The organism is Lichenibacterium ramalinae, assembly GCF_004137085.1.
In the GTDB taxonomy this organism is placed as follows: Bacteria; Pseudomonadota; Alphaproteobacteria; order Rhizobiales; family Beijerinckiaceae; genus Lichenihabitans; species Lichenihabitans ramalinae.
On sequence record NZ_QYBC01000012.1, the window covers coordinates 135,723 to 156,714 of the forward strand.

Consider the following 20,992-nt stretch of genomic DNA (forward strand, 5'->3'; position numbering starts at 1 on the left):
TCGGCTCAGGCCGGGACGATGGCACGCCATTTGCCGCATTTCGGTTCGGTGGCCGGAGCGCCCTCGCCGGAGGTGGATGCGTCCCGGAGCTGCCGCGACGAGTCCGGGACGGCAGCTCATGGAAGATCCGCACAGCGACGCCCGCCAGGGGTCCTCCGGCAAGGGCCGTTCCGGCCAGGACGTCTCCGGCACAGGCCCGTCGCGTCGCGACCTCCTGACCGGCGGCCTGGCGCTCGGCGCCGCCGCCATGCCGGCCCTCATCCCGGGACGGGCCCGCGCCGACGAGGACCGGCCGACGCCGGGGGGCACGCTGCGGCTCGGCCTCGGAGGCGGCTCCACCACCGACAGCCTCGACCCGCGGGCCTGGGACGATTCGGTGATGATCGCCACGGCCTTCGGCCTCTACAACGGCCTCGTCGAGAACAGCGCCGAGAACCGGCCCGAGCCCGAGCTCGCCACCGGCTGGGAGCCGAGCGACGGCGCCAGGACGTGGCTGTTCACGCTGCGCAGGGGCGTGCATTTCCACAACGGCAAGGAATTCGACGCCGACGACGCCATCTATTCGCTGAACCTCCATCGCGGCGACACGCCGTCGGGCGCGGCCGGCGTGATGAAGCCCGTCACGTCCGTCCGGAAGGTCGATCGCGCGACGATCGAGGTGCGGCTCGCCTCGGCCAATGCCGATTTCGCCACCGTGCTCAGCGACTACCACATCGTGATGGTTCCGGCGGGCTTCACCGACTGGGCCAGGCCGGTCGGCACCGGCGCCTTCGCGGTCGAGCTCTTCGACCCCGGCGTGCGGATCTCGCTGAAGAAGGCCGGAGCCTATTGGAAGCCGGACCGCGGCCACCTCGACGCCGTGGAGATCACCGTCATCAACGAGACCGCAGCGCGCATGAACGCGCTGATCCTGGGCCAGGTGGACGCCATCAACCGCGCCGACCCCCGGACGGTGTCGCGCGTGGAGCGGAGCCCGACGCTGGGCATCGTGCGGGCGGCGGGCGGCTGGTACCCCGTCATGGCCATGATGGACGACCGCGACCCCTACAACAGCCTCGACCTGCGCCAGGCGCTGAAACATGCGGTCGACCGCGACGCGATGGTCAAGACGCTGTTCTCGGGCTACGGCACGGTCGGCAACGACCACCCGATCCCCCGCAGCGATCCCTATTACAACGGCACGCTCCCGCAACTCGGATACGACCCCGACCGGGCGCGCTTCCACTTCGCCAAGGCGGGGCTGTCCAACCCCAAGATCGTGCTGCAGACCTCGGACGCGGCCTTCAACGGCGCGGTCGACATGGCGACCCTGTTCCAGGGCACGGCGGGCAAATGCGACATCCCGGTCGAAGTCCGCCGCGAGCCGGCCGACGGCTACTTCTCCAACGTGTGGCTGAAGGGGGCCTTCGTGGCCAGCTACTGGGGCGGGCGCCCCTCGGCCACGCAGATGCTGGAGATCGCCTACCAGAGCCAAGCCCCCTGGAACGAGTCGCATTGGAGCGATCCGCTGTTCGACAGGCTGCTGGCCGAGGCCCAGGCCGAGGTGGACGACGTGAAGCGCCGCAACGCCATCTGGGACATGCAGGCCATGCTGGCCGAGCGGAGCGGCACCCTCATCCCGTGCTTCCGCGACTGGCTCGATGCCCACAACCGCAAGGTCGGCGGGCACACGCCCCATTCAGGCTTCGACATGGACAACGGCCGCATCGCCGAAAAGGCCTGGATCAAGACCTGATCGCCGACAGAGGGCGTGCGGCCCGCCCCCGCTTCTGTCGAGAGGCCGGCAACATAGGCCGACGCGACCGGCCGGCAAGACGTATGGGAAATTTGTAGGACATTACCCCCTGGCGCTCGCGGAATCCTGTGTTAGCCTGCACTGGGCCGACACAGAATCGGTCGAGATCTTCGGAGGAAACCCATGCGAAGCGCGATCACCGCGGGCCTCGCCACGCTCCTGCTCTGCGGGGGCGCCCAGGCTGCCGGCACCAAGCCGCTCTATTTCGTCGTCAATGGCGCATCCGACTTCTGGAAGTCGGCCGAGGCCGGCCTCAAGAAGGCGCAGGCCGAGCTGCCGAACTACAAGCTCCAGATCAAATATCCCGAACAATCCTCCGCCGCCATCCAGAACCGCCTGATGGACGATCTCGTGGCCTCGGGCGCCGCCGGCATCATGGTCAGCGCGGTCGATCCCAAGACCCAGACCGACGAGCTCGACAAGATCGGCGGCGCCGTCACGCTGTTCACGACCGACAGCGACGCCCCCAAGACCAAGCGCGTCGCCTATGTGGGCTCCAGCAACATCGACGCCGGCAAGCAGGCCGGCTCGCTGATGACCAAGGCGCTGCCGAACGGCGGCAAATGCATGGGCTTCGTGGGGCTGCCGGGCGCCGACAATGCCCGCGAGCGCGCCGACGGCATCCGCGACGCCATCAAGGGCTCGAAGGTCGAACTCGTCGACGTGCGGGCCGACGACATCGACATGGCCCGCGCCAAGCGCAACGTCGAGGATACCCTGACGGCCCGCCCCGACATCAACTGCATGGTCGGCATCTATTCCTACAACACGCCGCAGATCTACCAGGCCGTCAAGGAAGCCGGGAAGCTCGGGCAGATCACCATCGTGGGCTTCGACGAGGATCCCGTGACGCTGGGCGGCGTCAAGGAGGGCACGATCGTCGGCACGGTGGTGCAGCAGCCCTACGAGTGGGCCTACCAGGGCATGAAGCTCATGGCCAAGGCCATCGAGGGCGACAAGTCCGGCCTGCCGGCGAACGGCCTCATGATCATCCCGACCAAGATCATCGAGAAGGGCAATGTCGACGCCTTCGCGGCCGAACTGAAGCAGCGCACCGGCAAGTGACCGGCAAGTGGCCGGCAAGTGACCGGCGCATGATCGGCACTTGACCGGCAAGCGACCGGTCGCGGCCGGGCGGGAGCGGTGCGGTCGGGTTTCCCGGGCGCGGCCCTCGCCCGATGCCGCATGCCACCCCCATCCCCGACCAGGCGCGCCATGACCCAGCCGCTGCTCGAACTGCGCAACATCGACAAGACCTACCCGGGCGTGCGGGCGCTGAAGGACGTCAGCCTCGCCGTGGCGCCCGGCGAGGTCCTGGGGCTCATCGGCGAGAACGGGGCCGGCAAGTCGACGTTGATGAAGATCCTCGGCGGCGTCGTGGCGCCGAGCGCCGGGCGCATCGCCATCGGCGGCGTCGACCACCCGTCCCTCACCGTCACCCAGTCGCTCGGCGCCGGCATCGCCTTCGTGCACCAGGAGCTGAACCTCTTCGACAACCTCGACGCGGCCGCCAACGTCTTCATCGGGCGCGAGCCGACCCGCGGCGGCCCGCTGCGGCTGATCGACCGCCCGGCCCTCCGGGCCCGGGTGACGCCGCTCCTGGAGCGGCTCGGCTGCGACTTCACCGCCGACACGCCCGTCTCGGCCCTGTCCATCGCCCAGTGCCAGATGCTGGAGATCGTCAAGGCGCTTTCGCTCGACGCCCGGCTCATCATCATGGACGAGCCGACCTCGAGCCTGACGCTGACGGAAACCAACCGACTTCTCGCGGTGGTGGCGGACCTCAGGCGCGCCGGGGTCGCCATCGTGTTCATCTCGCATCGCCTGAGCGAGATCGAGGCCTGCGCCGACCGCGTCGTGGTGCTGCGGGACGGCGCCATGGTGGGCACGCTGAACGCGGGCGAGATCCGCCATGACGCCATGATCCGGCTGATGATCGGCCGCGACCTGAAGTCCCTGTACACGCCCCCGGCCCGGCCGCCGGGCGAGGCCGCGCTGGATCTCGTGGGCCTCGCCACCACCGCCTATCCCGACCGGCCCGTCACCATGCCGCTGCGCGCGGGCGAGATCCTGGGTCTCGGCGGGCTCATCGGGGCGGGGCGCACGGAACTCGCCCGCGTCATCTTCGGAATCGACCCGCCCGCCGCCGGCACGCTGCGCCGGGGCGGCCAGGACATCCGTCTCGCCTCCCCGCGCGATGCCATCCACGCCGGCATCTACCTCGCGCCCGAGGACCGCAAGGCTTCGGGGTTGATCCTCGACGACCCGATCGCCGCCAACATCTCCCTGGCGAGCCTGCCCCGTTTCGCCCGCGCGGGCCTGCTCAGCGCGGCGGCCGAGCGCAGCAACGCCGAAGCCCAGCGCAAGTCCCTCCGCATCAAGGCGCCCGATGTCGCCACCCGCACCGGCACGCTGTCGGGCGGCAACCAGCAGAAGGTCGTGCTCGGCAAATGGCTCTGCATGGACCCCAAGGTGATGATCTTCGACGAGCCGACGCGGGGCATCGACGTCGGGTCGAAGTCCGAGATCTACGCGCTGATGCGGGCGCTGGCCGACCGCGGCGTCGCCATCCTGATGATCTCCAGCGACATGGAGGAGGTGATCGGCGTGTCGGACCGGGTCGCCGTGATGCACGAGGGCGCCATCACGGGGGTGCTGGAGCGTAACCAGCTGAGCGAGGCGGCCGTCATGCGGCTCGCCGTCGGCTCGGCCAGCCACTGAGGACGACACGCGATGCTCAAGAAGGACCTCGGGCTCTTCCTGCTGATCCTGCTGGTGGGGGCCGTCGTGGCGGTCCTGAACCCGCGGTTCATCTCGCCCATCAACATCTCCAACACCGCCAACCTGATCGGCCTCTACGGCCTGTTCTCCATCGGCGAGGGCTTCGTCATCATCACGGGCGGCATCGACCTGTCGATCGGCTCGGTCTTCGCGCTGCTCGGCGTGGTCTTCATCTCGCTGGTGACGAGTTTCGGCCTCAACTGGATGCTGGCGGTGCTGATCGTGGTGGCGGCCGGCGTCGGCATCGGGCTGCTGCACGGCTTCCTCATCACCCGCATGCGGCTGCAGCCCTTCGTGGTGACGCTCTGCGGCCTGCTCATCTACCGGGGCGTCGCCCGCTACTACACGGACGACGGCACCGCGGGTTTCGACTTCGGCCAGAGCTTCCCGACGCTGGATTGGCTGACGACGGGGCGGACCTTCGGCGTGCCGATGAGCTTCGTCGTCTTCGTCGTCGCCGCCATCGTCATGGGCGTGCTGCTGCATCGCTCGGTCTTCGGCCGCTACCTGTTCGCCGTCGGCAAGAACGAGGAAGCGGCCCGTTATTCCGGCATCAACACCAGGGCGGTGATCGTCGCCTCCTACGTCATCTGCTCGGGCCTGGCGGGCATCTCCTCCATCTACTTCGCCATGTACACGCGCTCCATTTCGCCCGCCTCGCATGGGACGTTCTACGAGCTCTACGGCATCGCGGCAGCCGTGCTGGGCGGCTGCTCGCTGCGCGGCGGCGAGGGCTCGATCATCGGCATCGCGCTCGGCGCCGTGCTGCTGCAGATCCTGCAGAACCTCGTCAACCTGCTCGGCATCCCGTCGTCGCTCAACTTCGCCGTCATGGGCGGCGTCATCCTGGCGGGTGTCCTGATGGACGGCCAGTTGCAGCGCCTGCGCGCCCGCAAGGTCGGTCGCGGCGGCGGGGTCGGGGGCGCGGCGGCGGCGCCTGCCGTAGCGGCTCCCCGCTGAAACAGGTTCGGGCCGGTCGCCAGCGCCTGGACGATTCCGGCTCCGCAACGTTGCGCGCTGCATGATGTGATGTAGGTCTCAGGTCTGCCGCAGAGTTTACGGTGGTCTTAATGCGCTGATCTCAATCGTCCTCTTTCCCAGGCGGTTCGGCCAACTTCCGGCTGCTACGACATGCGGACAAGATCGGACGTATGAGGCTGTCATGGCTGCTGCAAGGGCGATTGGACACAACGACAACGTCGCCTTCGACGATGCCTGGCCGGCGCTGCCGCCGGTCGGGCGGGACTACCAGTCGACGCCGAAGCCCGACGAGATGCTGATCGTCGTGGTGGCGTGGAGCATCGTCCACGGGCGGGAGCAGGAGTTCCTGACCTACTGGTCCGAACGGGAAGCCATCGACGACCGGGCGGGGCTGATCGGTGAGTTCCTGAACCGGGTGCGGGGCGACGACGAAATGCCCTGCGCGACGTGGCGCTGCAGCTCCGACTGCTCGACCTTCCTCAACGTCGGGATCTGGCGCAGCTGCGCGGCCTTCGAGCAGCAGCTCGGGGCGAAGATCCGCAACGGCAAGGGCCCGCAGCCCTTCGAATACGAGCCGCGGCGCCGGCTCTTCCTCGGCCCCGAGCGGTGGCGCCTCGGCGGCTCCCTGCTGCCCATCCGGGAACATGCGGCCGTGCGGTGAAGCGGGCCCCGGACGGGCTTGCGACGGCCCGCCTCGGGGCGGACGCCCGCCGCGTCAGGGCCCGCGGGGGCGATCGCCGCCCCTCGCTTGCGCGCGCTCCGGCACCCCTCTAAACCTCGGGGAGCCGACACGGTCCGGTGGGGAGCAGGGTCCATTATGTCGATGTCCACGGGCGCTGCCGATTACCTCGTCGACCGGCGCCGGATCCGGCGCAAGCTCACCTTCTGGCGGGTCGTGGCGGGCGTGGTCGTGGTCCTGGCGATCGTGGCCCTGGCCGCCAAGGGACGCACGGGTTTCGCCGACCGCATCACGCCCCACATCGCCCGCGTCAAGATCGGCGGCCTCATCACGGGCGATGACGAGACGCTGCGCCTGCTCCACGACGTCGAGACGTCGCAGAGCGCGGCCCTGATCCTGCAGATCGAGAGCCCCGGCGGCACCACCGTCGGCTCCGAACGCGTCTTCGACGCGATCCGCAAGGTGGCGGCGAAGAAGCCCGTCGTGGCCACCGTCGACACGCTCGCGGCCTCGGGTGCCTATATCGCGGCGCTCGGCGCCGACCACATCGTGGCCTACGGCAATTCGCTCGTGGGCTCGATCGGCGTGCTGTTCCAGTTCCCCAACGTGTCGGGCCTGCTCGACAAGGTCGGCGTCAAGGTCGAGGAGGTCAAATCCGCGCCCCTCAAGGCCGCGCCCAACGGCTTCGAGCCCACGAGCGATGCGGCGCGGGCCGCGCTGGCGGCCCTGGTGTCCGACAGCTTCGACTGGTTCAAGGGGCTGGTGAAGGACCGCCGCAACATGACCGACGCCGAACTCGCCGCCGTCGACGACGGCCGCGTCTTCACCGGCCGGCAGGGCCTGCCCCTGAAGCTGGTCGACGAACTCGGCACCGAGGAGGATGCCGTGAAGTGGCTGGAGACGGTGCGTCACGTCGGCCGCGGGCTGCCGATCCGCGACTACAAGCCCAAGGCCCGCACCGGGCTCTTCGGACTCCTGTCGGCGAGCGCCGGCGTCGCCGATGCCCTCGGCCTGCACGATGTCGGCCGGCTCGCCGCCGCCCTCGGAACGGCCGCCGACAGGCCTCGCCTTGACGGTCTCCTGGCCGTTTGGCAGGGTGCGGCGGGCGAGTGAAGGGTAACCGGGCCGGCTGGCCGGCACCCCGCACGGCGGCGCGGCGGTGGGGGCGCAGGTGATCAAGTCGGAACTGGTCCAGCGGATCGCCGAGAAGAATCCGCACCTCTACCAGCGCGACATCGAGAAGGTGGTCAACGCCGTGCTCAACGGCATCACCGACGCTCTCGTGCGGGGCGACCGGGTGGAACTGCGCGGCTTCGGCGCCTTTTCCGTGAAGCAGCGGGACGCGCGCCTCGGCCGCAACCCGCGCACCGGCGACCATGTCGCGGTCGTCGAGAAGGCCGTCCCGTTCTTCAAGACCGGCAAGGAGATGCGCGAGCGGCTGAACCCCGCCGACGCCGCGGAGGTGGCGGCTGCCGCCGAGCCGGCGCCGCGCAAGCGCCTGCGCGCCTGACCGGCCCACAAGCCTGATGCGCCGCACGACGGATCGTGCGACACCCGGCGCGCGTTGAGGCGACGGGCCCGCCCGGACGGCATCGGCAGAGGAGATGAATGTGAAGACCTTCCAGAGGGCCGTCGGGCTGGTGCTGCTGGTGCCGATCGCCATCCTGGCGATCGCTTTCGCGGTCGCCAACCGGCAGGTCATCGCGATCTCCTTCGATCCCTTCTCGTCCGGCGAGCCCGTCTTCGTCCTGGCGGCGCCGCTCTTCCTCCTGGTCTTCTTGTTGCTGGCCGCCGGCGTCGTCATCGGCGGCGTGGCGAGCTGGCTGGGCCAGGCCCGCTATCGGACGGCGGCCCGCCGCTTCGGCGCCGAGGCACGCGAGGCCCAGGCCGAGAATGCCCGGCTGCGCACCGAACTCGACATCCTGTCCCGCCAGAACCGCGAGGAGGCGCGCCTCGCCGGCACGGCGCCCGCCCCGCTGCCGGCGCTCGAACTTCACCACTAGGCGGCCCCGCCATGCGGATCGTCGGCCCGGAGGACCTCGACCGACATCTCGCCTTTCCGGCGCTGGTCGCGGCCCTGCGCGGCGCCTTCCTGGGCGGCTTCCACGCGCCCACGCGTCACCACCACCACGTCGGGACGGGTGACGGGCCCGGGCCCGTCCACCTCCTCATGCCCGCCTGGAGCGCGGACGCGCCGCGGCCCGGCGCCTATGTCGGCACCAAGATCGTCGACGTCTTCCCCGACAACGGACGCCTGGGCCTGCCGGCCGTGATGGGCGTCTACGTGCTGCAGTCGGGCGAGACCGGCGCGCCCCTGGCGGTGCTCGACGGCACCCGGCTCACCCATTGGCGCACCGCGGCCGTGTCGGCGCTCGGCGCCGACCTCCTCGCCCGTCCCGGGGCCGCCCGGCTGCTGGTCGTCGGCGCCGGGGCGCTGGCGCCCTTCCTGGCCCGGGCCCATGCCGCCGTCCGCCCGCTCGCCCATGTCGCGGTCTGGAACCACCGTCCCGCCGGCGCCGAGCGCCTCGCCGCGGGGCTGCGCGACGCGGGGCTGCCGGCCGACGCCGTCACGGACCTCGAGGGCGCGGTGCGCGGCGCCGACATCGTCTGCTGCGCGACCCTGTCGACCGCGCCGCTGATCCGGGGCGCCTGGCTGCAGGCCGGCCAGCATCTCGACCTCGTCGGCGCCTTCACGATGGGCATGCGCGAGGCCGACGACGAGGCCTTGCGCCGCGCCCGCGTCGTGGTCGACACGGCGGCGGCGCTGACCGAGGGGGGCGATGTCGCCATCGCGATCCGCGACGGCGTTCTGCGCCCCGAGGCCGTCGTCGACCTCGGCGCCCTGTGCCGCGCCGAGGCGCCGGGGCGGGGCGGGCCAGACGACATCACGCTCTTCAAGCCGGTCGGCACGGCCGTGGCCGACCTCGCCACCGCCATCCTGGCCTGGGAGGCGGTTTCGGCCGCCTGAAGCCGGCGCCGCGACGACCGGCGCTCTCCGCGAGAACGGGAGGACAGGATGGTGACGCGCGGGTTCTCGGGACGCCCACCCTCGGCGGGGGACAGGGCGCGGCTGCCGCCGGGGCAGCACGAGGTTTCGGACTTCCCCGTCCTGCAGATCGGCCCGACGCCGCGCATCGACATGGCGCGGTGGCGCTTCGTGCTCTACGACCGGGCGCGGCCCGTGAAGAGCTGGAGCTGGGACCAGTTCGAGGCCCTGCCGAAGACGCGATGGCGCGGCGACATCCACTGCGTCACCACATGGTCGAAGTTCGACACGCTGTGGGAAGGCGTGACGGTCGACGACCTGCTGGCGGACGCGACCCGCGGCGAGCCGCCGACGCCCTTCGCGCTGGCGGTCTCCTTCGACGACTATTCCACCAACGTCCCGGCGGCCGACCTCATCGGCGGCAAGGCCATGATCGCGACCCGCTACGCCGGCCAGCCCATCACGCCCGACCACGGCGGACCCGCCCGGCTCCTGGTGCCGCACCTCTACTTCTGGAAAAGCGCCAAGTGGCTGCGCGCCCTGCGCTTCACCGAAAAGGACGAGGCGGGCTTCTGGGAGCTCAACGGCTACCACATGCGGGGCGACCCCTGGCGCGAGGAACGTTTCCGCGGCGATTGAACCGGGAGCCCGGCGGCCTCAAGGCCCTGTGGCGAGCTTCGGTGAGAGGCCCGGGCGACCGGGAATGTTCCTCTTTTGTTCTTGATCTTGGGCGGTTGATCGCCTAGACATAGTTTCACTGCAGCATTGCGGTTTCGGCCCGGGGCACCTCGCTTCCGGGCCTTTTTCATGTCCGGCCGCCCTGACGGCTCCGACGCGCTTCCCCGCGTCCCTCCCGGCTCCGCCTCCGCGCCCGCCCCGCTCCTGCCGCTCGCCATGAGCCGCGGGCCGCCGCCGCGCGCCCTCATCCTCGATCAGCGAGCCTCCGCATGTCGTTTTCGTTCGGCGCGGAGACGCGCGACAGCCTGTCGAACCTGGCGGCCTCGCTCGGGGCCGGCAAGGACAAGGCGGCGGGCGACGCCTTCCAGGTCGTCGACCTGTCCCGCGCCCAGATCGATGCGATGTACCGCGGCGATTGGCTGGCCCGCAAGGTCGTCGACATCGTCCCCTTCGACACCGATTACCTCGAGGCCGACCTCGCCTTCTTCGAGGCCGGGCAGATCCCCAACATCCCGATCGTGGAGATCCGGCCGTGAAGACGCTTTCCGCCGCCCTCCAGGCCCGCCTCGCCTCCGGCGTCACGACGCTCAGCCATTGCTGGCGCGTGACCCGGGCCGACGGCGCGGTGCTGGGCTTCACCGAGCACGACCGGGACCTGCACGCCGACGGCACGTCCTTCCGCGCCGGCACGGGCTTCTCGGCGTCGCGGCTCGAACAGTCGCTGGGCCTGTCGATCGACAATGTCGCGGCGGCCGGCGCCTTCTCGTCCGACGGCATCACCGAGGCCGACATCCTGGCCGGGCGCTACGACGACGCGGCCGTCGACCTCCTGTGGGTCGACTGGACCGATCCCACGATCTTCGCGCTGCTCGCGTCGGGCAACCTCGGCGAGGTCAAGCGCGAGGGGCTCGCCTTCTCGGCCGAGCTGCGTTCGATGGCGCATCGGCTGAACCAGACGATCGGCGCGACCTATTCCCGGACCTGCGGGGCGCAACTCGGTGACGCGCGCTGCAAGGTGGACCTGACGCAGGCGACGCTGCGGGCCGGCTTCGCGGCCTCGGACGCGACGACGGCGCGGACGATCGTGGCTACGGGCCTGTCGGGCTTCGTCTCAGACTGGTTCACGGGCGGGACCCTGACCTTCGCCTCCGGCGCCAATGCCGCCATCGCCGTGGAGGTCAAATTCCACCGACGCACCAGCGGCATCGACCAGCTGGAGCTGTGGCTGCCCTTGCCCTTCCCGATCGCGGCGGGCGATGCCGGCACGGTGCTGGCGGGCTGCCGCAAGACGCTGGCGGTCTGCGGCTCCAAATTCGCCAACACCGCCAACTTCCGCGGCTTCCCGCACATCCCGGGCGCCGACGCCGTGACGCGATACGGCGTCCAGGGCGCGCTGGGCGCGACCGGCGGCTCGCTGTTCGGGAGCAGCTGATGTCGACGCGGGACGACGTCGTGGCGTCGGCGCGGCGCTTTATCGGCACGCCCTACCACCACCAGGCCGCTCTGGCCGGGGCCGGCTGCGACTGCCTCGGCCTCGTGCGTGGCGTTTGGCGCGACCTCTACGGCGCCGAGCCCGAAGTGCCGCCCCCCTATACGCCGGATTGGGGCGAGGTGGGGGAAGCGGAGCCGATGCTCGAGGCCGCGCGGCGGCATCTGGTCCCGGTGGACCTCGCCGCGGCGGGCCCGGGCGACGTGGTGCTGTTCCGGCTGCGGCCGGGCTGCCCGGCGAAACATGCCGCCATCCTGAGCGACGGCGGCCGCATGATCCACGCCCAGTCGCGCGACCGCGTGCGCGAGGTGGCCGTGGGGACGTGGTGGTGGCGGCGCGCCGTGGCGGGGTTCGGGTGGCCGGAACGGTGAGGGCCCGCCGGCGACGCCGCCGGGGAGACCGCCGCCCGCGGGCTGGCGGGACGAGGCGCCGGCCTGCCTAAAGCAGGCCGGCGGTCGCGGCGTCCCGCTCAAGCCGCCAGCCCACCTTCACCAGCCCATACATGGTCCGCGTGCCCCGCCGCGCCTCGGCGATGATCGCTTCCTCGATGGCGCCGCGCTCGATCCCGGCTTCGCCGTGCCGAAGCTGCGCGCGGCGCACGGCTTCGGCGATGAGCATCATCTCGTTGTCGGTGAAGCCGGAGGCCGGCAGGTCTTCCTGACGCATGGGACGCTCCTCGCCGATACCGCTGCGACGGTGGCTCGAGACACCGACACCCTGAACACTTCTGCGCTGGCGTCAACCCTGCCCCGCGCTCCCGTGCTGGCTGAACGTCCGATTTCCAGTCCGGGTTCGCCCGCCCCTATCCTCATAGCCGAGGTCCACCATGGCCACGCTCGTCCTCCGTTCGGCCGGCACGGCCATCGGCACGGCCCTCGGCGGCCCGCTCGGCGGCATCGTCGGGGGGGCGCTCGGCGCCGTCGGCGGCGGCCTCGTCGACGGGCTGCTGGCCAACACGCTGGCGTCGCGGCGCAGCAAGGCCCCGCAGCTCGCCGAGATCGGCATCACCCATGCCGGCGAGGGCACGCCGGTGCGCAAGCTGTGGGGCCGCATGCGCCTCGGCGGCAACGTCATCTGGTGCACCAGGTTCCAGGCCGTGTCCAAGACCCAAAAGAGCACCAGTGCGTCCGGCAAGGGCTTCGGCGCCTCCACCAAGGTGACGAGCTTCGAGCTGTCCTTCGCGGTGGCCTTCTGCGAGGGCGGGGACTCCGTCACCCTCGGCCGCGTCTGGGCCGACGGCAACGAACTCGACCTCAGCCAGTACAGCACCCGCTTCTACGACGGCTCCGAGGGCCAGATGCCCGATGCCTCGATCGAGGCCGCCGAGGGCGTCGGCGCCGTGCCGGCCTATCGCGGGATCTGCTACCTCGTCTTCGACCTCATGCCGCTCGGCGACTTCGGCAACCGCATGCCGCAGATCACCGCCGAGATCCTGCGCCGCCCGCCCATCCCCGACCCCGACGACGTCACCAACACGCTGCGCGCCGTCTGCCTGCTGCCCGGCGCCGGCGAGTTCGTGCTCGGCACGCAGGTCTACCAGTCGAGCGACGGCTTCGGCGCCTGGTTTCCCGAGAACGTCCACACGCCGGACGGCATCCCGGACCTCTACTCCGCCCTCGACCAGCTCGACGCCACCCTGCCGGGTCGGGGCGCCGTGTCGCTGGTGGTGAGCTGGTTCGGCACCGACCTGCGGGCCGGCACCTGCCGGATCGTCCCCAAGGTCGAGACCCCATACAAGACGGTGCGGCCTGCCGACTGGGCCGTGGCGGGCTTCACCCGCGCCACCGCGGACGTCGTATCGCAGATCGACCCCGCGACCCTCGACCCGACCGGCCTCGCCGGGGCCGCCCCCGCGATCGGCGGCCTCGTGCCGGCCTTCGGCGGCACGCCCTCCGACGACACGGTGGTGCAGGCCATCGGCGCCATGAACGCCCGCGGGCTCAGGGTGCAGTTCTATCCCTTCGTGATGATGGACGTGCCGCCCGGCAACGCCCTGCCGGACCCGTACGGCGGGGCCGCCCAGGCGCCCTATCCGTGGCGCGGCCGCGTGACCTGCCATCCCGGCCCGGGCCAGCCCGGCACGGCCGACCGGACCCCCGCGGTGGCCGACCAGGTCGCCGCCTTCTTCGCCGCCTACACGCCGATGGTGCTGCACTACGCCCAGCTCGCCGTGCAGGCGGGCGGCGTCGACAGCTTCGTCGTCGGCTCCGAGCTGGTCGGCCTGACGCGGCTCCGGACCGGGCCGGGCGACGCGCCCTATCCGGCGGTGGCGGCGTTGAAAGCGCTGGCGGCGGCCGTCAAGGCGATCGTGGGCCCGGGCTGCAAGGTCGGCTACGCGGCCGACTGGACCGAGTACCATTCGCACCGGCCGGCCGACGGCACGGGCGATGTCCTCTTCAACATGGACCCGCTGTGGTCCGATCCGAACATCGACTTCGTCGGCATCGACAACTACCTGCCGCTCTCCGACTGGCGCGACGGCGCGCCCAACATCGATGCCGACCCCGTCGCCGGCCCCACCACGATCTACGACAAGGCCTACCTGCAGGCCAATATCGAGGGCGGCGAGGACTACGCCTGGTACTATGCCTCGGACGCCGACCGCGTCGCGCAGCGCCGCACGCCGATCGTCGACACCGCCGCGGGCCAGCATTGGGTGTTCCGGCAGAAGGACATCCGCAGCTGGTGGCTGAACGCCCACCGCGGCCGGCCCGGCGGCGTCGAGGCCGCGGCCGCCACCGCCTGGGTGCCGCAGTCCAAGCCCATCCGGTTCACCGAGTTCGGCTGCCCGGCGGTCGACAAGGGGCCGAACCAGCCCAACGTCTTCTACGACCCGAAGTCCTCCGAAAGCTTCCTGCCGTATTTCTCCACCGGCTCGAAGGACGACCCCGTGCAGCGTGCCTATCTCGAGGCGACGCTGTCCTATTGGCGCGACCACGCCCCGGTGTCGACCGTCTACGGCGGCCCCATGCTGTCGACGGCCGACATGTATGCCTGGGCCTGGGACGCCCGGCCGTTCCCGGACTTCCCGGGCCGCACGGCGGTGTGGCACGACACGCCCAACTACGAACTCGGCCATTGGCTCACCGGCCGCCTCGGCGAGGTGCCGCTGAAATGGATCATCGCCGAACTCTGCGCCGCCGCCGGGGTCACGGCCTTCGACACCTCCGCGCTGATGAGCGCCTCCACCCTGGTGCTCGGCTACGCCACCGACGCCCTGATGTCGCCGCGCGACATCCTGGCGGGGCTGATGGACGCCCACCAGTTCGACGCGCGCGAGTCGGACGGCACGCTCGCATTCTTCGCGCGGGGCAACGTGCGGGTGACGGCGCTCGACGTCGCGGGCCTCGCCGTCGAGGGTGCGGCCGATCCCGGCTACGCGGTGACCCGGGCCGGCGAAACCGACCTGCCGGGGGCGCTGCGCCTCACGTTCGCCGATCCCTACCTGGGCTACGCGTCCTGCGCGGTGGAGGCACGGCGCAACACCGGCACCAGCCAAAGCGTCGCCAGCGTGGCGACGGCGGCCGTGCTCGATCCCGCCTACGCGGCCGACACGGCCGCGAGCCTGCTGCAGCAGGCCTGGGCAGGGCGCGAGACCGGAACCGTCAAGCTGCCGCCCTCGCGCCTCGCCCTCGACCCGGGCGACGCCGTCACGCTCGGCTTCGACGGCCTCACGATGCCGTTCCGCATCACGGCGGTCGAGACATCGACGTACCGGACGGCGACGCTGGTCGGCTTCGACCCCTCGCTGCTCAAGGTGTCGTCGCCGCCCCAGCCCCGGGCGGGGTGGCCGAAGGTCGGCAGCTATGGGCCGCCCCTCATCGCCTTCGTGCCGCTGCCGCCCGTCACCGGTGCCGAGCCGCAGCTCTGGGCGCCGCGCGTCGCCGCCTTCGCCAACCCGTGGTGCGGCGTCGACGTCTACCGCGGCAACGGCGGCGGGGGCTGGGACTATGCCGTCACGGTGGAGACGCCCTCGGTGATGGGCGTGCTCACCGCGCCGCTCTTCCCCGGGCCGGTGAACCGGTGGGACCTCGGCAACGTCCTGGCGCTGCGCCTCGCCGGCGGCGGCCAGCTCCTGTCCCTCGCCGAAACCCAGGCCCTCGCCGGCGCCGGCGCCCTGGCGGTCGAGAACGCCGCCGCCGGCGCCTGGGAGGTGGTGCAGTACCAGACCGCGCAGCTCACCGGCCTCGGCCGCTACACGCTGACCCGGCTGCTGCGCGGCCAGCTCGGCACCGAGGGCGCCATGGGCGACCCCGTGCCGGCCGGCGCCCGCGTCGTCGTGCTCGACGCCAACGCCCTCGCCGTCCTGCCCCTGAGCCTCGACCAGGTCGGGCTCGTGCAGCGCCTGCGCTACGGCCCGAGCCTCGTCGGCCCCGCCGACCCCACCTACACCGAGGTCGACATCGCCTTCCCGGCCACCGGCCTGCGCCCGCTGTCCGTCAGCCAGATCGCCGGCCGGCGCGTGCCGCCGAGCCTCGACGTCGCCTTCACCTGGGTGCGCCGCACCCGCTTCGGCGGCGACGGCTGGGACGTCGACGCCGTACCGCTGAACGAGGAGGCGGAGCTCTACGACCTCGAGGTCACCGACGGCGCCGGCCGCGTGCTGCGCGGCGTCGCCGGCCTGACGGCCCCGGCCTGGACCTACCCCGCCGCCCTGCAGGCCGCCGACTTCGGCGCCCCGCAGCCCGCCTATACCGTCAACCTGTACCAGGTCTCGGCCGTGGTCGGCCGCGGCCAGGTCGCGACCGCCAAGGTGTTCCCGTGAGCGCTTCGCCCAACCTCCAGCTCCCCTATCTCGACGCCAACCAGAACCAGAAGAGCGTCACCCACAATGCCGCCCTGCGCAGGCTCGACGCCCTGGTGCAGGTCGGCGTCGGGTCGAGCGCCCTGCAGGCCCCCCCGGCCGCCCCGGCCGACGGGCAGCGCTGGATCGTGGCCCCGGGCGGCACCGGCGCCTGGGCCGGCAGGGATCTCGCCATCGCCGCCTGGCAGGATGGGGCCTGGAGCTTCTACCCGCCCGGCCCCGGCACCCTGGCCTTCGACGCCGCCCGGGGGGCAGTGGTGTGCTGGTCCGGCACGGTCTGGCGCGCCGTCGACGGCGATCCGCTCGCCGCCGCCGGCCTGCCGCCCGCGCTCGACTATCGCCTGACGGAGCCGGACTGCCTGCCCCCGGGCCAGTTCGCGCGCCTCTCCACAGGGTGTGTGACCGGCGCCGCCGGCCTGCTGGTGCCGGTCGCGGCCGGTGCCCTGCGCATCGAGCACGACCCGTTCACCGGGGCGCCGCTCGGCGCGCTGATGGAGGAGCAGCGCACCAACCTGCTGCTCTGGTCTCGGGCCGTCGACAATGCGGTGTGGAGCAAGAACGCCCTCACGATCGCGGCCGACACGGTCCTGGCGCCCGACGGCACCGGCACGGCCGACCGTCTGACGTCGACCGGCGCCGACGGCTATATCGGGCAAGCCATCGTCCTGCCGGCCGGCCCGTTCACGGCGTCGATCTGGGCCAAGTCGCCCGACGCCGGCCGCACCATGAACTTCGTCGTCGGAGCCGGGGGCGCGCGCCTCGCCGCCGCGCACTACCCGATCGCCACGACCTGGCAGAGATACGCCGTGTCGGGCAACAACCCGAGCAGCCAGGTCATCAGCATCTACCTCGGCGGCGACGCCACCCTGCCCAACGGCGCGGTGCTCGACCTGTGGGGCGCCCAGATCGAAACCGGCTCCTTCCCGACCTCCACCATCCCGACCACCGCCGCGCAGGCGACCCGGGCGGCCGACAGCCTCGCGGTGCCGGCGACGTCGGATTGGTTCAACCCGAACGAGGGGACGTTCTTCGTCGAGGGCATCTGCCCGCCGAGCGACAAGGCGCGGGTGTTCTTCGAGGCGAGCGACAACGCCAACGCCATCGACCGCATCTTTTTCCGCAACGACGCCGGGGCCTACGTGGCCTACGTCGGCATCGCCTCGTCGACCTATCTGGGGCTCGCCATGGGAGCCGCCGTGCCCGGCGCCAGGGTGCGGGCGGCGGTGTCCTACTCGGCCGCCGCGCTGGCGGGATCGGTCAACGGGGCCGCAGCCGTCAGCGTGCGGGTCAGCGGCACGCTCCCGACCATCACGGTGCTGCGGGCGGGCTGTTCGATCATCGACGCCGCGCTGACGGCGCCGTTGAACCGGCTCTCCTATTTTCCCCGCGCCCTGACCGCGGCCCAACTGCAGGCGATGACGGCATGATCGACCTCTTCCTTCAGGCGGCCGACGAGGCCGCGCTCGCTGCCGCCTTTCCCATGCTGCGCGGGGTAGGCCACGACGGGGTCGCGGTGTGGACGGCGGGCCCGCACCACGCGGTCGACGCCGGGGTGCCGATCGTCACCCGTCCGGCCGTCCTCGACGCCGGCGGCGCCGTGACGACCCCGGCCGTGCTCGACCCGCGCTTCAGCCTCAACCTGCGCCTCGACCCCGCCCACCCCGCCGTCGACGTCATCGTGGCCGCGGCGCGGCCCTTCGCGGTCGACCCGCTGCACCCCCGGAGGGTCTTCGCATGACGGCCGCCATCCCGCTCGCCACCGCGACCCGCGCCGGCCTCATGTCGCCGGGCGACAAGGCCCTGCTGCAGGCGGCGGGGCGTGCCCCCACGCCCGCCGCCCTCGCCACGCTCGCCCAGGGGGCGGCCGGGTCGCAGACGCAGTTCGGCATCCTGGAAGACCTCGTCACGCTGGCGGGGGCCTCCTGCGTGTCGACCGTGCAGATCCCCGCCCGCGCCATCGTGTTCTGCGTGTCGTCCCGGACCGTGACGGCGGTGGCGGGGGCGCCCTCCTACGGGGTGGGCGTGTCGGGCGACCCGACGCAGTTCGGCGGCAGCCTCGGCGCCGCCGCGGGCTCGACCAACGCCGGCGTCGTCGGCCCGGCGCCCTTCTACGGCGCGACGCCGGTCCTCGTCACCGCCACCAGCGGCAGCTTCACCGGCGGGGCGGTGCGGATTGCCATCCACTACGCGCTGTTCGGCGCCCCCACCGCCTGACGCCCGCCGTCTGACGCTCCCCTCTCGGCCGGCGCCCTCCGGCGCCGATCCCCCATCGCCCTCGCGCGCGCCGGCCGCGCGGGGACGCATCCGCACGCCTGCACGAGGACATGACCGTGACCCCCACCGAACTCCTGCGCGAGGCCGAGACCGACCTCGCCGCCCTGGCGGGCCTGCCGGGCGAGATCCGCGCCAAGGTCAAGGCCGGCGTCGCCGAGCTGAGCCGCATCCGCGACGCCATCGACGCGACCATCGCGGGCCTCACCGGCAGCGCCGGCGCCACCCTCACGTCGCTGCAGGCGCTCGCCGCCGACAGCCAGGCGGGCGAGGGCGACAGGGCCGTGCCCACCGGCACGGCCGAGGGCGACAGGGCCGTCCCCACCGGAACGGCCGAGGGCGACAGGCCCGTGCCCACCGGCACGGCCGAGGGCGACAGGCCCGTGCCCACCGGCACGGGCGCGTCCTTCGGCGGCTGAACGCGCCCGGGGCCGATCGCCCCGCGTCGGCGGCCGGGGCGCCGCCGACGATCCTTCGAACGCCAAAGGACCCACCATGACCAGGACCGTTTCCCCGGCCGGCCGCGCCGCGCTCACGGCGCGCGAGGGCTGCCTGCTCCACGCCTACCGCGACACCACCGGCGTCCCCACGATCGGCGTCGGCCACACGGGCCGGGCCGCGCCGCCCGCCGTGACGGTGGGCATGACCATCACGGCGGCCGAGGCCGACAGCATCCTCGCCGCCGACCTCGCGCCGATCGAGGCCGCGGTCGCCGGGGCCGTGCCGGCCGACATCGGCCAGAACGAGTTCGACGCCCTGGTGAGCCTCGCCTTCAACATCGGCGCCAAGGGCTTCGTGGGCTCGACGGTGGTGCACAAGCTCGCCACCGGCGACCGCGCCGGCGCCGCCGACGCCTTCCTGATGTGGGTCCATCCCCCGGAACTCGCGAGCCGGCGCCGGGCCGAGCGCATGCAGTTCCTGCGGCCGGATGCGCCGCTGCCCGTGCCGCCGCCCCTCGCCGGGCCGCACCTCCTGCCGCGGCCGCAGCCGGGCCTCTGGGCCCGGATCGTCGCCGCGCTCACCACCCGAAAGGCCGCCTGACATGCCCGCGCTCCTGCTGTCGCTTCTCCCGCTGCTCGGCCGGATCGCGCCCGAGATCCTCGGTCTCGCCTTCGGCGGCGCGGCGGAGCCCGTCGCCAGCCGCGTCGAGGCCGCCCTCCACGACATCTTCGGCACGGCGGATCCCGCCGCCGTCGCGGCCGCCGCCGAAGCCGAGCCCGGCAAGGCGGAGGCCCTCAAGGCGAGGCTCTCAGCCGAGACGGCCGACCTCAAGGCCGAGCTCGACGACGTCGCCGATGCGCGCGCCGCCACGCGCGGCCTCGCCCAGGCGGGCAGCCCCATCGCCTGGGGCTCGCCGGTGATCTCGACCGTGGTGGTCCTGGCCTTCGCGATCGTCGCCGTGGTGGTCTTCGCCCGCTACGGTGTCGAATCGGCCGTGGGGCAGCTCATCGCCGGCGCGCTCATCGCCAAGTTCGGCACGGTCGTCGACTATTGGCTCGGGACCTCGCACGGAACCGTGGAGCGGGCCGACCAGATCACCGCCATGCTGCACGAGGCCATCGGGGGGCCGGCCGCCCGGCCGCCGTCCGGTCGGGTGCGGGCATGAGCGGCGAAGCGGCAGCCCCGCCGCCGCGACCCGCCGTCGGCCGCACGGGCGCCGGGGGTGGACGCGACACGGAATGGCTTTCGGCCTTCCTCATGTGCGCCTTCGCGTTGGTGCTGTCCCTGCCGGGCGACAGCCTGGCGGGACCGGCCTTCTCGTTCTTCCATCGCCTGGGTCTCAACGAGACCGTCTGGGCCTTCGCCTTCGGGGCGACCGGCAGCCTGCGGGTCGCCGCCCTCTACATCAACGGGCGCTCGCCCCGAACCCCGTATGCCCGGATGCTCGGCGCCTTCCTGGGATTCCTCGGCTGGGGCGAGGTCGGCGTCCTGGTCCAGCAGGGCACGGCCGCGGCTTTCGGCGTCGCCGCACCCGATGCCGCGATCTACGGCCTCCTGGCCGCCATGGAGCTGCGGTCCCTCTATCGCGCGAGCTACGATGCCCGATATGTCGCCCACTGACCTCGCCGCCCTCGCCGGCACTTTCCTGGCCGCCGTGATCAGCGGCCTCGGCCTGCGCCGCGGCGCGGTCGAGCGGCGCGGCTCGCCCGCCGGCGGCCGGAACCCGCCATCGGAGGGCGACGAGCGGGACTCGCTCCGGGCGATCCTGGGCGGACTGCACGCCATCCATGCCGACCTTTCGGCCTGGCGCCGCCAGGACGAGATGGAGCGCCGGGCCGACCTCGACCGCAGCACCGAGGAGCGGTTCGACCAGATCGAGACCAACCAGTCCCGCATCCTCGACCTGTTGCGCAGGCCCGAGGGCGATGCGCGCGGACCGCCGTGACACTGGCGCGCCACTGTCGAATCTGCCGGGTTGCGGAGATCCCGGGTGGCCCCCATGCTGGCGTCCTCGCATCGCCGCGGCGGCGACGCGTCGTCTCGGGGAACATCGTGGCGGACGATCGGGCAAACCAGTTGCGAGCCTT

23 protein-coding genes are annotated in these 20,992 nt (G+C 72.2%); 22 read left to right on the plus strand and 1 reads right to left on the minus strand.

The window, feature by feature from the left end:
• Nucleotides 1–118 precede the first annotated feature (118 nt).
• From D3272_RS15270 to D3272_RS15330, 13 genes are all read left to right on the plus strand, one after another.
• Nucleotides 119–1,735 carry an ABC transporter substrate-binding protein gene (locus D3272_RS15270; protein ID WP_165361369.1) on the plus strand — a complete coding sequence of 539 codons (1,617 nt, stop codon included), beginning with the start codon at nt 119–121 and terminating at the stop codon, nt 1,733–1,735.
• Nucleotides 1,736–1,918: 183 nt separating this feature from the next.
• Nucleotides 1,919–2,860, plus strand: coding sequence for a sugar-binding protein (locus tag D3272_RS15275; RefSeq protein ID WP_129220063.1), 942 nt, complete (start codon nt 1,919–1,921; stop codon nt 2,858–2,860).
• A gap of 150 nt (nt 2,861–3,010) precedes the next feature.
• Entirely contained in the window at nt 3,011–4,516 is a 1,506-nt protein-coding gene (locus D3272_RS15280) for a sugar ABC transporter ATP-binding protein (protein ID WP_129220064.1), read from the plus strand.
• 12 nt (nt 4,517–4,528) lie between these two features.
• Complete coding sequence (locus D3272_RS15285) at nt 4,529–5,536, plus strand: ABC transporter permease (protein WP_129220065.1); 1,008 nt, start codon at nt 4,529–4,531, stop codon at nt 5,534–5,536.
• 202 nt (nt 5,537–5,738) lie between these two features.
• A complete protein-coding gene (locus D3272_RS15290) occupies nt 5,739–6,218 on the plus strand; it encodes a hypothetical protein (protein WP_129220066.1) in 480 nt (159 codons plus the stop codon).
• A 156-nt stretch (nt 6,219–6,374) separates the two neighbouring features.
• Entirely contained in the window at nt 6,375–7,349 is a 975-nt protein-coding gene (gene sppA, locus D3272_RS15295; protein WP_129220067.1) for a signal peptide peptidase SppA, read from the plus strand.
• Nucleotides 7,350–7,407: 58 nt separating this feature from the next.
• Nucleotides 7,408–7,746 carry an integration host factor subunit beta gene (locus D3272_RS15300; RefSeq protein ID WP_129220068.1) on the plus strand — a complete coding sequence of 113 codons (339 nt, stop codon included), beginning with the start codon at nt 7,408–7,410 and terminating at the stop codon, nt 7,744–7,746.
• A gap of 100 nt (nt 7,747–7,846) precedes the next feature.
• Nucleotides 7,847–8,239 (plus strand): lipopolysaccharide assembly protein LapA domain-containing protein, encoded by a 393-nt coding sequence (locus D3272_RS15305; protein WP_165361370.1) that lies wholly within the window; start codon nt 7,847–7,849, stop codon nt 8,237–8,239.
• A gap of 11 nt (nt 8,240–8,250) precedes the next feature.
• Nucleotides 8,251–9,204, plus strand: a complete 954-nt coding sequence (gene lhpI, locus D3272_RS15310; RefSeq protein WP_129220070.1) for a bifunctional Delta(1)-pyrroline-2-carboxylate/Delta(1)-piperideine-2-carboxylate reductase — start codon at nt 8,251–8,253, stop codon at nt 9,202–9,204.
• A 48-nt stretch (nt 9,205–9,252) separates the two neighbouring features.
• Entirely contained in the window at nt 9,253–9,861 is a 609-nt protein-coding gene (locus D3272_RS15315) for a sulfite oxidase-like oxidoreductase (protein WP_129220071.1), read from the plus strand.
• A 308-nt stretch (nt 9,862–10,169) separates the two neighbouring features.
• Nucleotides 10,170–10,436: a hypothetical protein gene (locus tag D3272_RS28420; RefSeq protein WP_428977995.1), complete on the plus strand. Its 267-nt coding sequence runs from the start codon at nt 10,170–10,172 to the stop codon at nt 10,434–10,436.
• The gene (locus D3272_RS15325; protein ID WP_129220072.1) at nt 10,433–11,332 is read left to right on the plus strand and encodes a DUF2163 domain-containing protein; all 900 of its coding nucleotides are present in this window, start codon (nt 10,433–10,435) and stop codon (nt 11,330–11,332) included. Before D3272_RS28420 ends, D3272_RS15325 begins: the two co-directional genes overlap by 4 nt.
• Nucleotides 11,332–11,760, plus strand: coding sequence for an NlpC/P60 family protein (locus D3272_RS15330; protein ID WP_129220073.1), 429 nt, complete (start codon nt 11,332–11,334; stop codon nt 11,758–11,760). The genes D3272_RS15325 and D3272_RS15330 overlap by 1 nt, the downstream gene beginning before the upstream one ends.
• A 67-nt stretch (nt 11,761–11,827) precedes the next feature.
• On the opposite strand, the gene D3272_RS15335 is transcribed toward D3272_RS15330, so the two are convergent.
• The gene (locus tag D3272_RS15335; RefSeq protein ID WP_129220074.1) at nt 11,828–12,055 is read right to left on the minus strand and encodes a hypothetical protein; all 228 of its coding nucleotides are present in this window, start codon (nt 12,053–12,055) and stop codon (nt 11,828–11,830) included.
• Between the two features lie 160 nt (nt 12,056–12,215).
• On the opposite strand from D3272_RS15335, the gene D3272_RS15340 reads away from it, so the two are divergent.
• The 9 genes from D3272_RS15340 (at nt 12,216) to D3272_RS15380 (ending at nt 20,850) form a co-directional block, all read left to right on the plus strand.
• Nucleotides 12,216–16,154: a baseplate multidomain protein megatron gene (locus D3272_RS15340; RefSeq protein ID WP_129220075.1), complete on the plus strand. Its 3,939-nt coding sequence runs from the start codon at nt 12,216–12,218 to the stop codon at nt 16,152–16,154.
• Nucleotides 16,151–17,620, plus strand: coding sequence for a DUF2793 domain-containing protein (locus D3272_RS15345; RefSeq protein WP_129220076.1), 1,470 nt, complete (start codon nt 16,151–16,153; stop codon nt 17,618–17,620). The genes D3272_RS15340 and D3272_RS15345 overlap by 4 nt, the downstream gene beginning before the upstream one ends.
• Nucleotides 17,617–17,931, plus strand: coding sequence for a hypothetical protein (locus tag D3272_RS15350; protein ID WP_129220077.1), 315 nt, complete (start codon nt 17,617–17,619; stop codon nt 17,929–17,931). The genes D3272_RS15345 and D3272_RS15350 overlap by 4 nt, the downstream gene beginning before the upstream one ends.
• Nucleotides 17,928–18,407 (plus strand): hypothetical protein, encoded by a 480-nt coding sequence (locus tag D3272_RS15355; protein WP_129220078.1) that lies wholly within the window; start codon nt 17,928–17,930, stop codon nt 18,405–18,407. The genes D3272_RS15350 and D3272_RS15355 overlap by 4 nt, the downstream gene beginning before the upstream one ends.
• Nucleotides 18,408–18,517: 110 nt before the next feature.
• Entirely contained in the window at nt 18,518–18,883 is a 366-nt protein-coding gene (locus D3272_RS15360) for a hypothetical protein (protein ID WP_129220079.1), read from the plus strand.
• A 76-nt stretch (nt 18,884–18,959) separates the two neighbouring features.
• On the plus strand, nt 18,960–19,505 hold the full coding sequence (locus D3272_RS15365) for a lysozyme (protein ID WP_129220080.1): 546 nt from the start codon (nt 18,960–18,962) through the stop codon (nt 19,503–19,505).
• 1 nt (nt 19,506) lies between these two features.
• A complete protein-coding gene (locus D3272_RS15370) occupies nt 19,507–20,070 on the plus strand; it encodes a hypothetical protein (protein ID WP_129220081.1) in 564 nt (187 codons plus the stop codon).
• Complete coding sequence (locus tag D3272_RS15375) at nt 20,067–20,525, plus strand: hypothetical protein (protein WP_129220082.1); 459 nt, start codon at nt 20,067–20,069, stop codon at nt 20,523–20,525. Before D3272_RS15370 ends, D3272_RS15375 begins: the two co-directional genes overlap by 4 nt.
• Nucleotides 20,512–20,850 (plus strand): hypothetical protein, encoded by a 339-nt coding sequence (locus D3272_RS15380; RefSeq protein WP_129220083.1) that lies wholly within the window; start codon nt 20,512–20,514, stop codon nt 20,848–20,850. Before D3272_RS15375 ends, D3272_RS15380 begins: the two co-directional genes overlap by 14 nt.
• The last annotated feature ends 142 nt before the right edge of the window (nt 20,851–20,992 follow it).

Coding starts and splice junctions, on each gene's coding strand:
- D3272_RS15315 (WP_129220071.1), top strand. CDS start 9,253: ATGGTGACGCGCGGGTTCTCGGGACGCCCACCCTCGGCGGGGGACAGG.
- D3272_RS28420 (WP_428977995.1), top strand. CDS start 10,170: ATGTCGTTTTCGTTCGGCGCGGAGACGCGCGACAGCCTGTCGAACCTG.
- D3272_RS15280 (WP_129220064.1), top strand. CDS start 3,011: ATGACCCAGCCGCTGCTCGAACTGCGCAACATCGACAAGACCTACCCG.
- sppA (WP_129220067.1), top strand. CDS start 6,375: ATGTCGATGTCCACGGGCGCTGCCGATTACCTCGTCGACCGGCGCCGG.
- D3272_RS15360 (WP_129220079.1), top strand. CDS start 18,518: ATGACCGTGACCCCCACCGAACTCCTGCGCGAGGCCGAGACCGACCTC.
- D3272_RS15370 (WP_129220081.1), top strand. CDS start 19,507: ATGCCCGCGCTCCTGCTGTCGCTTCTCCCGCTGCTCGGCCGGATCGCG.
- D3272_RS15375 (WP_129220082.1), top strand. CDS start 20,067: ATGAGCGGCGAAGCGGCAGCCCCGCCGCCGCGACCCGCCGTCGGCCGC.
- lhpI (WP_129220070.1), top strand. CDS start 8,251: ATGCGGATCGTCGGCCCGGAGGACCTCGACCGACATCTCGCCTTTCCG.
- D3272_RS15355 (WP_129220078.1), top strand. CDS start 17,928: ATGACGGCCGCCATCCCGCTCGCCACCGCGACCCGCGCCGGCCTCATG.
- D3272_RS15270 (WP_165361369.1), top strand. CDS start 119: ATGGAAGATCCGCACAGCGACGCCCGCCAGGGGTCCTCCGGCAAGGGC.
- D3272_RS15380 (WP_129220083.1), top strand. CDS start 20,512: ATGTCGCCCACTGACCTCGCCGCCCTCGCCGGCACTTTCCTGGCCGCC.
- D3272_RS15340 (WP_129220075.1), top strand. CDS start 12,216: ATGGCCACGCTCGTCCTCCGTTCGGCCGGCACGGCCATCGGCACGGCC.
- D3272_RS15335 (WP_129220074.1), bottom strand. CDS start 12,055: ATGCGTCAGGAAGACCTGCCGGCCTCCGGCTTCACCGACAACGAGATG.
- D3272_RS15290 (WP_129220066.1), top strand. CDS start 5,739: ATGGCTGCTGCAAGGGCGATTGGACACAACGACAACGTCGCCTTCGAC.
- D3272_RS15330 (WP_129220073.1), top strand. CDS start 11,332: ATGTCGACGCGGGACGACGTCGTGGCGTCGGCGCGGCGCTTTATCGGC.
- D3272_RS15285 (WP_129220065.1), top strand. CDS start 4,529: ATGCTCAAGAAGGACCTCGGGCTCTTCCTGCTGATCCTGCTGGTGGGG.
- D3272_RS15365 (WP_129220080.1), top strand. CDS start 18,960: ATGACCAGGACCGTTTCCCCGGCCGGCCGCGCCGCGCTCACGGCGCGC.
- D3272_RS15350 (WP_129220077.1), top strand. CDS start 17,617: ATGATCGACCTCTTCCTTCAGGCGGCCGACGAGGCCGCGCTCGCTGCC.
- D3272_RS15275 (WP_129220063.1), top strand. CDS start 1,919: ATGCGAAGCGCGATCACCGCGGGCCTCGCCACGCTCCTGCTCTGCGGG.